Annotated in this window: 6 protein-coding genes; 1 reads left to right on the forward strand and 5 read right to left on the reverse strand. The window is 71.5% G+C overall.

What is annotated here, in order from left to right:
- Positions 1 to 2 precede the first annotated feature (2 nt).
- Positions 3 to 524 carry a GNAT family N-acetyltransferase gene (locus D3105_RS13985; RefSeq protein WP_118903551.1) on the forward strand — a complete coding sequence of 174 codons (522 nt, stop codon included), beginning with the start codon at positions 3 to 5 and terminating at the stop codon, positions 522 to 524.
- Between the two features lie 10 nt (positions 525 to 534).
- Here D3105_RS13985 and D3105_RS13990 read toward each other — a convergent pair whose 3' ends face one another.
- The 5 genes from D3105_RS13990 to sucB form a co-directional block, all read right to left on the reverse strand.
- Positions 535 to 1,056, reverse strand: coding sequence for a DUF4240 domain-containing protein (locus D3105_RS13990; RefSeq protein WP_118903552.1), 522 nt, complete (start codon positions 1,054 to 1,056; stop codon positions 535 to 537).
- Between the two features lie 62 nt (positions 1,057 to 1,118).
- A complete protein-coding gene (locus tag D3105_RS13995) occupies positions 1,119 to 2,102 on the reverse strand; it encodes a helix-turn-helix transcriptional regulator (RefSeq protein WP_118903553.1) in 984 nt (327 codons plus the stop codon).
- 93 nt (positions 2,103 to 2,195) lie between these two features.
- Positions 2,196 to 4,868 (reverse strand): pyruvate dehydrogenase (acetyl-transferring), homodimeric type, encoded by a 2,673-nt coding sequence (gene aceE, locus D3105_RS14000; RefSeq protein WP_118903554.1) that lies wholly within the window; start codon positions 4,866 to 4,868, stop codon positions 2,196 to 2,198.
- A 268-nt stretch (positions 4,869 to 5,136) separates the two neighbouring features.
- Positions 5,137 to 5,760, reverse strand: a complete 624-nt coding sequence (locus D3105_RS14005; RefSeq protein WP_118903555.1) for a GntR family transcriptional regulator — start codon at positions 5,758 to 5,760, stop codon at positions 5,137 to 5,139.
- 148 nt (positions 5,761 to 5,908) lie between these two features.
- The coding region (sucB, locus tag D3105_RS14010; RefSeq protein WP_118903556.1) for a 2-oxoglutarate dehydrogenase, E2 component, dihydrolipoamide succinyltransferase at positions 5,909 to 6,897 on the reverse strand (989 nt) is incomplete at its 5' end.

A 6,897-nucleotide genomic window follows, 5' to 3' on the forward strand; every position in this document is an offset into this window, starting at 1 on the left:
CCATGGTCACCCCCGTACTCCGCCCCGTCCGCCCCGCCGCGCTCGCCGACGACGACGCGCTCGCCGAGCTCGACCGGTCCACCTGGTCGACGCTGCACGCGGTCCTGCCGAGGCCGGTGCCTCCGTACGAGCCCTTCTTCGACGAGGGGCACGGGCCGGAGGACTTCCTCGTCGTGGAGGCCGAGACGGCGGACGGTCGGGTGGGTATCGCCGGGTACATCCGGCTCGTCCCGCCCACCCCTCTCGCCTCCAATGCCCACGTCCGCCAGATACGGGGGCTCGCCGTGGCGACCTGGGCGCGCGGGGCCGGGGTGGGGCGGACCCTGCTGCGGGCCGCGTGCGCCGAGGCCCGCCGCCAGGGCGCCAACCGGATCACGCTGCGGGTGCTCGGCCACAACACCCCCGCCCGCGCGCTCTACGCCTCCGAGGGCTTCGCCGTCGAAGGGGTGCTGCCCGGGGAGTTCTTCCTGAACGGGCGTTACGTCGATGACGTCTGCATGGGCCGCTCGCTCGGCCCCGCCTGAGCTCCGGGCATCACCGCGGCCCGAAGCGGTCCCACAGCTCGGGGAAGCGGGCGGCGAGCGCCTCCTCGTCCTCGAAGTCGACCGGGGAGCCCAGCGGCTCGGCGGGCTGCGGCGGAAGCCCCAGGTCCGGTGCGACCACCCCGGTGAGCTGCTCGTACGCCTCGTCGGCCGCGTAGCCCAGCTCCTCGCCGTCGCCGTCGATCTCCTCGTCGAAGTCGTCCAGCAGCTCCGCCAAGGCGTCCGGATCGTGCAGCGCCCCCTCGAAGACCTCCCGGCCCTGGCCGATCAGCCAGCAGCGGAACCAGTCGAAGGCGTCGTCGCTCGCCCCGCCCAGCAGCACGGCCGCGGCCCCCCACAGGTCCCAGGCGTAGGCGCGGTTGTAGCGGGCCTCGAAGTGCCGGGCGAAGTCCAGCACGGAATCGGGATCGAGCTGCGCCAGCCGTTCCACCAGCAGGTCGGCATGGTCCTCGGGGTCGCCGTCGGCGGCCTCGCGGGTGCTGTCGATGATCTCCCAGAATTCCGTTTCGTCCATCACGGGTCCAGCATCCAGCCTGCCGGGGGCTCCCGCACGCGCAGACGCCGAATTGAAGCCTTTCAGCGATACAACTCGCGCAGGCGTTCGGCCGCTGCGGTGAACCGCGCCCGCAGCTCCTCGGGCGCCACCACCTCCAACTCGGGTCCCAGCGCCAGCAGCTGGCCGTACGCCACGTCCAGGGATTCCACCGGCAGCGTCAGCGTCCGCCACCCGTCCGGGCCCGGCTCCGAGGCCTCCGCGAGCGCCGCCGCGGCCGCCGCCCGGTCACCGGCGTACGCGAGCATCCGCCCGCCGCGCTCGGACACCCGTACGATCACCTCGGTACGCAGCAGGGACCGGGCGAACCCGGCGGCCCGCTCCGCCCAGAACCCGGGCAGGTCGAACGTCTCGTCCCGCTCGAAGCGCTCGTCGGCCGCCTCGACGGCGGTGAAGCGGTCGATCCGGTAGACCCGGACGTCCTCGCCCGCCCGGGCGCAGAGGTACCAGATCCCGGCCTTGAGGACGAGACCGTACGGAGCGAGCTCCCGCGCCACCTCCGTACCGGCGTGGTCGCGGCCCCCGCCCCGGCGGTAGCGGACCCGCAGCAGCCGGTCGTCCCAGACCGCGTCGGCGATCGCGGGCAGCAGCTCGGGGGTCTCCGGCTCGTGGTACCAGGAGGGCGCGTCCAGATGGAAGCGGCGGGCGGCGGAGGAAGAGGCGTCGCGCAGGGAGGGCATGAGCGCCGCCGACACCTTGAGACGGGCGGCCGACGCCGCGTCCTCCAGGCCCATCTCGCGCAGCGCGGCGGGCAGCCCGGAGAGGAACAGCGCCTCCGCCTCGTCCCGGGCGAGACCGGTCAGCCGCGTGCGGTAGCCGCCGACGAGCCGGTAGCCGCCGGCCCGGCCGCGCTCCGCGTACACCGGGACGCCCGCGTCGGACAGGGCCTGCGCGTCCCGGGTGACCGTACGCTCCGACACCTCCAGCTCGGCCGCCAGCTCGGCGGCGGTCATCGCGGGGCGGGCCTGCAGGAGCAGCACCATCTTGATCAGCCGGGCAGCGCGCATGCGCCCATTGTGGCGGCAGCCACCACGCACGGCCGCAGGGGCGGAAGTGCTGTCGGGCACTTCCGCCCCTGCGGCCGTGGATCAGGCAGGGACTCAGAGGCCGTAGCGCTCCCGGGCCTCCTTGACCGCCGAGGCCGGGACCTCGCCGCGCTTGGCGAGCTGGGCCAGCGAGGCCACCACGATCGACTGCGCGTCGACGCCGAAGTGGCGGCGGGCCGCGTCGCGGGTGTCGGAGAGACCGAAGCCGTCCGTGCCGAGCGAGGACCAGTCCTGCTCCACCCACTGGCTGATCTGGTCCGGGACCTGGCGCATCCAGTCGCTGACCGCGAGCACCGGGCCCGGGGCGCCGGAGAGCGCCTGCGTCACGTACGGGACCTGCACCTCACCGCGGAGCAGCGCCTCGTCGGCCGCCAGCGCGTCGCGGCGCAGCTCGCCCCACGAGGTGGCGGACCAGACGTCGGCCGTGACACCCCAGTCGGCGGCCAGCAACTCCTGGGCTTCCAGGGCCCAGTGGATCGCCGTACCGGAGGCCAGTAGCTGGAGGCGCGGCGCGTCCGCGGAGGCGGGCGTGCCCTCCTTGAAGCGGTACAGGCCCTTGACGATGCCCTCCTCGACGCCCTCGGGCATCGCGGGCTGGGGCTTCGGCTCGTTGTAGACCGTCAGGTAGTAGAAGACGTCCTCGGCGTCGGGGCCGTACATCCGGCGCAGACCGTCCTTGACGATCACCGCCACCTCGTACGCGAACGCCGGGTCGTAGTTGAGCGAGGCCGGGTTGGTGGCCGCGATCAGATGGGAGTGGCCGTCCGCGTGCTGGAGGCCCTCACCCGTCAGGGTCGTCCGACCCGCCGTGGCGCCGACGATGAAGCCCTTGCCGAGCTGGTCGGCGAGCTGCCACATCTGGTCGCCGGTCCGCTGCCAGCCGAACATCGAGTAGAAGATGTAGAACGGGATCATCGTCTCGCCGTGCGTCGCGTACGACGTGGCGGCGGCGATGAAGTCGGCCATGGCGCCGGCCTCGGTGATCCCCTCGTTGAGGATCTGGCCGTCCTTGGCCTCCTTGTAGTACATCAGCTGGTCGCGGTCGACCGGGTCGTACGTCTGACCCAGCGGCGAGTAGATGCCGGCCGACGGGAACAGCGACTCCATACCGAAGGTACGGGCCTCGTCCGGGACGATCGGCACCCAGCGCTTGCCGGTCTCCTTGTCCCGCATCAGGTCCTTCACCAGGCGGACGAACGCCATGGTGGTGGCCATCTCCTGCTTGCCGGACCCCTTGTACAGGGCCTTGAACGCGCGCTCCTCGGGCTGCGGCAGCGGCGCCGAGGCGTGCAGCCGGCGGGCCGGGGCCGGACCGCCGAGGGCCGCGCGGCGCTCCTGGAGGTAGCGGACCTCGGGGGAGTCGGCGCCCGGGTGGCCGTAGGGGACCAGACCGTCCTGGAAGGCGCTGTCGGGGATCGGGAGGCCGAGCAGCTCGCGCATGCCCTTGAACTCGTCGATCGACAGCTTCTTCATCTGGTGGTTGGCGTTCTTGGACTCGAAGCCCTTGCCGAGCGTGTAGCCCTTGACCGTCTGGGCCAGGATCACGGTCGGCGCGCCCTTGTGCTCGACGGCCGCCTTGTACGCCGCGTAGACCTTGCGGGCCTCGTGGCCGCCGCGCGAGGTGTAGAAACACTCGGCGATCTTCGCGTCGGTGAGCAGTTTCGCCAGCTCGACGAGGGCGGGCTCGGTGCCGAAGAAGTGCTCGCGGATGTAGGCGACGTCGCGGGTGGCGTACGTCTGGAACTGCGCGTCCGGGACCTCGCGCAGGCGGCGCAGCAGCGCACCCTGGGTGTCCAGCTGGAACAGCTCGTCCCAGGCGTTGCCCCAGAGCGTCTTGACGACGTTCCAGCCGGCCCCGCGGAACTGCGCCTCCAGCTCCTGGACCACGCGGAAGTTGGCGCGGACCGGGCCGTCGAGGCGCTGCAGGTTGCAGTTGATGACGAAGGTCAGGTTGTCGAGCTGCTCACGGGCCGCGAGGGCCAGAGCGGCGGTCGACTCGGGCTCGTCCATCTCGCCGTCGCCCAGGAAGGCCCAGACGTGCGAGTTGGCGGTGTCCTTGATGGAGCGGTTGGCCAGATAGCGGTTGAAGCGCGCCTGGTAGATGGCCGAGAGCGGGCCGAGGCCCATCGACACGGTGGGGAACTCCCACAGCCAGGGAAGCCGCCGCGGGTGCGGGTAGGAGGGCAGACCCTCGCCACCGGACTCCTGGCGGAAGTTGTCGAGGTGCTGCTCGGTGAGCCGCCCGTCGAGGAAGGCGCGGGCGTAGATGCCGGGGGAGGCGTGGCCCTGGATGTAGAGCTGGTCGCCGGAGCCGTCCCCCTCCTTGCCGCGGAAGAAGTGGTTGAAGCCGGTCTCGTAGAGCCAGGCCGCCGAGGCGAAGGTGGCGATGTGGCCGCCGACTCCGTACCGGGCGCCCCGGGTCACCATCGCGGCCGCGTTCCAGCGGTTCCACGCGGTGATCCTCGACTCCATCTCCAGGTCGCCGTCGAACGCGGGCTCGGCGGCGGTCGGGATGGTGTTGACGTAATCGGTCTCCAGCAGCTTGGGCAGCGCGAGACCGGCGCCCTCGGCGTGCTGCAGCGAGCGGCGCATCAGGTACGCGGCGCGGTGCGGGCCGGCAGCCTTGGTGACGGCGTCCAGGGAGGCCGCCCATTCGGCGGTCTCCTCGGGGTCACGGTCCGGGAGCTGGTCGAGCTCGCTCGGAAGCTTTCCTACGGGGTCGGTCATGATCGCCGCCTTCCGGAGAGGAGGGGGGTGGAGAAGGCTCTATCTGGCAGGACAGAGCGATGGGGCCGGTGGGCCCGCGAAATGAACTGTAAGACGCTGATCGATGATCGATCAAAGGATTGAAGGCAAAACTTCTCGATACGAAGAAAAGTGGCATGGGGTGCCTCGAAACAGGGCACGGAGTGACGCGAAATAGCGCGCAAAAAGGGCGCTGACCTGCACGGAAGAGCAGGTCGAGCGCCAGATGATCGGATCCCGCGGACAGCGGTCAGGCCCGGGGCGCGCACCCCAGCACATGGGCCTTCACCAGGGTCCCGATCTGCGGGTCCTCGGCGAGGAACGCGTCGATGAGCGCCTGGTGCTCCTCCGCGTACGACTTCTGCACCGTGCCCAGCCAGCGGATCGACAGCGCCGTGAACACCTCGATGCCCAGCCCCTCCCAGGTGTGCAGCAGCACCGCGTTCCCGGCGGCCCGCACCATCTCCCGGTGGAAGCCGACCGTGTGCCGCACCTGGGCCTCGCCGTCGGCCAGCCGGTCCGCCTCATACAGCGCGGCCACGTGTGGCTCCAGCGCCGAGCAGTCCTGGCCGAGCCGGGGGGCCGCCAGCTCGGCCGCGATCTGCTCCAGGCCGGCCCGGACCGGGTAGCTCTCCTCCAGGTCGGCGGCGGTCAGATTGCGGACCCGGACGCCCTTGTTGGGGGCCGACTCGATCAGCCGGAGCGTCTCCAGCTCACGCAGGGCCTCGCGCACCGGCGTCTGGCTGACCTCCAGTTCGGTGGCGATGCGGCGCTCCACGATCCGCTCACCCGGCTTCCAGCGCCCGCTGACGATCCCCTCCACGATGTGCTCGCGGATCTGTTCGCGCAGCGAGTGGACGACGGGCGGGGTCATGGAGGGCTCCTTCAGGGCAGACCGGTGCTGCCTACATCATCACGGGCGCGGCAGGTCGCCCGTGGTGTTTAGACAATACGGCGGCGCCCCCGCCCGGAAGAGTTCCGGGCGGGGGCGCCGCTGGTGAGGCTGGTTACAGCCGGGGCGTTCAGAGGCCGAGCTCGACCTCGAACTCACCCGCCTCCAGGATCGCCTTGACCGACGTCAGGTAGCGGGCGGCGTCCGCGCCGTCCACCAGACGGTGGTCGTAGGAGAGCGAGAGGTACGTCATGTCGCGCACCGCGATGGTCTCGCCGAGGTCCGGGTGGTCGATGACCACCGGACGGCGGACCGTCGCGCCGATGCCCAGGATGGCGGCCTGGTTCGGCGGGACGATGACGGTGTCGAACAGGGCGCCGCGCGAACCGGTGTTGCTGATGGTGAAGGTGGCGCCGGACATGTCGTCCGGCGTCAGGCCGCCACCGCGCGCCTTGCCCGCGAGCTCCGCGGTCTTCTTGGCGATACCGGCGATGTTCAGGTCGCCCGCACCCTTGATGACCGGGGTCATCAGACCCTTCTCGGCGTCCACGGCGATGCCGATGTTCTCCGAGTCGAAGTACGTGATGGTGCCCTCGTCCTCGTTGATCCGGGCGTTGATGACCGGGTGGGCCTTCAGCGCCTGGGCCGCCGCCTTCACGAAGAACGGCATCGGGGACAGCTTGACGCCCTCACGGGCGGCGAACGAGGCCTTGGCCTGGTTGCGCAGCTTCATCAGCTTGGTGATGTCGACCTCGAGGACCGAGGTCAGCTGGGCCTGCGAGTGCAGGGCCTTCATCATGTTGTCGCCGATGACCTTGCGCATGCGGGTCATCTTGACCGTCTGACCGCGCAGCGGGGACGCCTCCAGCTTCGGCGCCTTGGCGGCGGCCGGAGCGGCGGGAGCCGGAGCAGCGGCGGCGGCCTTGGCGGCCTCCGCGGCGGCGACGACGTCCTGCTTGCGGATACGGCCACCGACGCCGGTGCCCTTGACCGAGCTCAGGTCCACGTTGTTCTCGGACGCGAGCTTGCGGACCAGCGGCGTGACGTACGCGCCGTCGTCACCGGAGGGCGCGGCCGGGGCGGCCGGTGCCGGGGTGGCGGGGGCGGGCTGCGCCGGCG

Source organism: Streptomyces globisporus (assembly GCF_003501885.1).
GTDB lineage: Bacteria > Actinomycetota > Actinomycetes > Streptomycetales > Streptomycetaceae > Streptomyces > Streptomyces globisporus_D.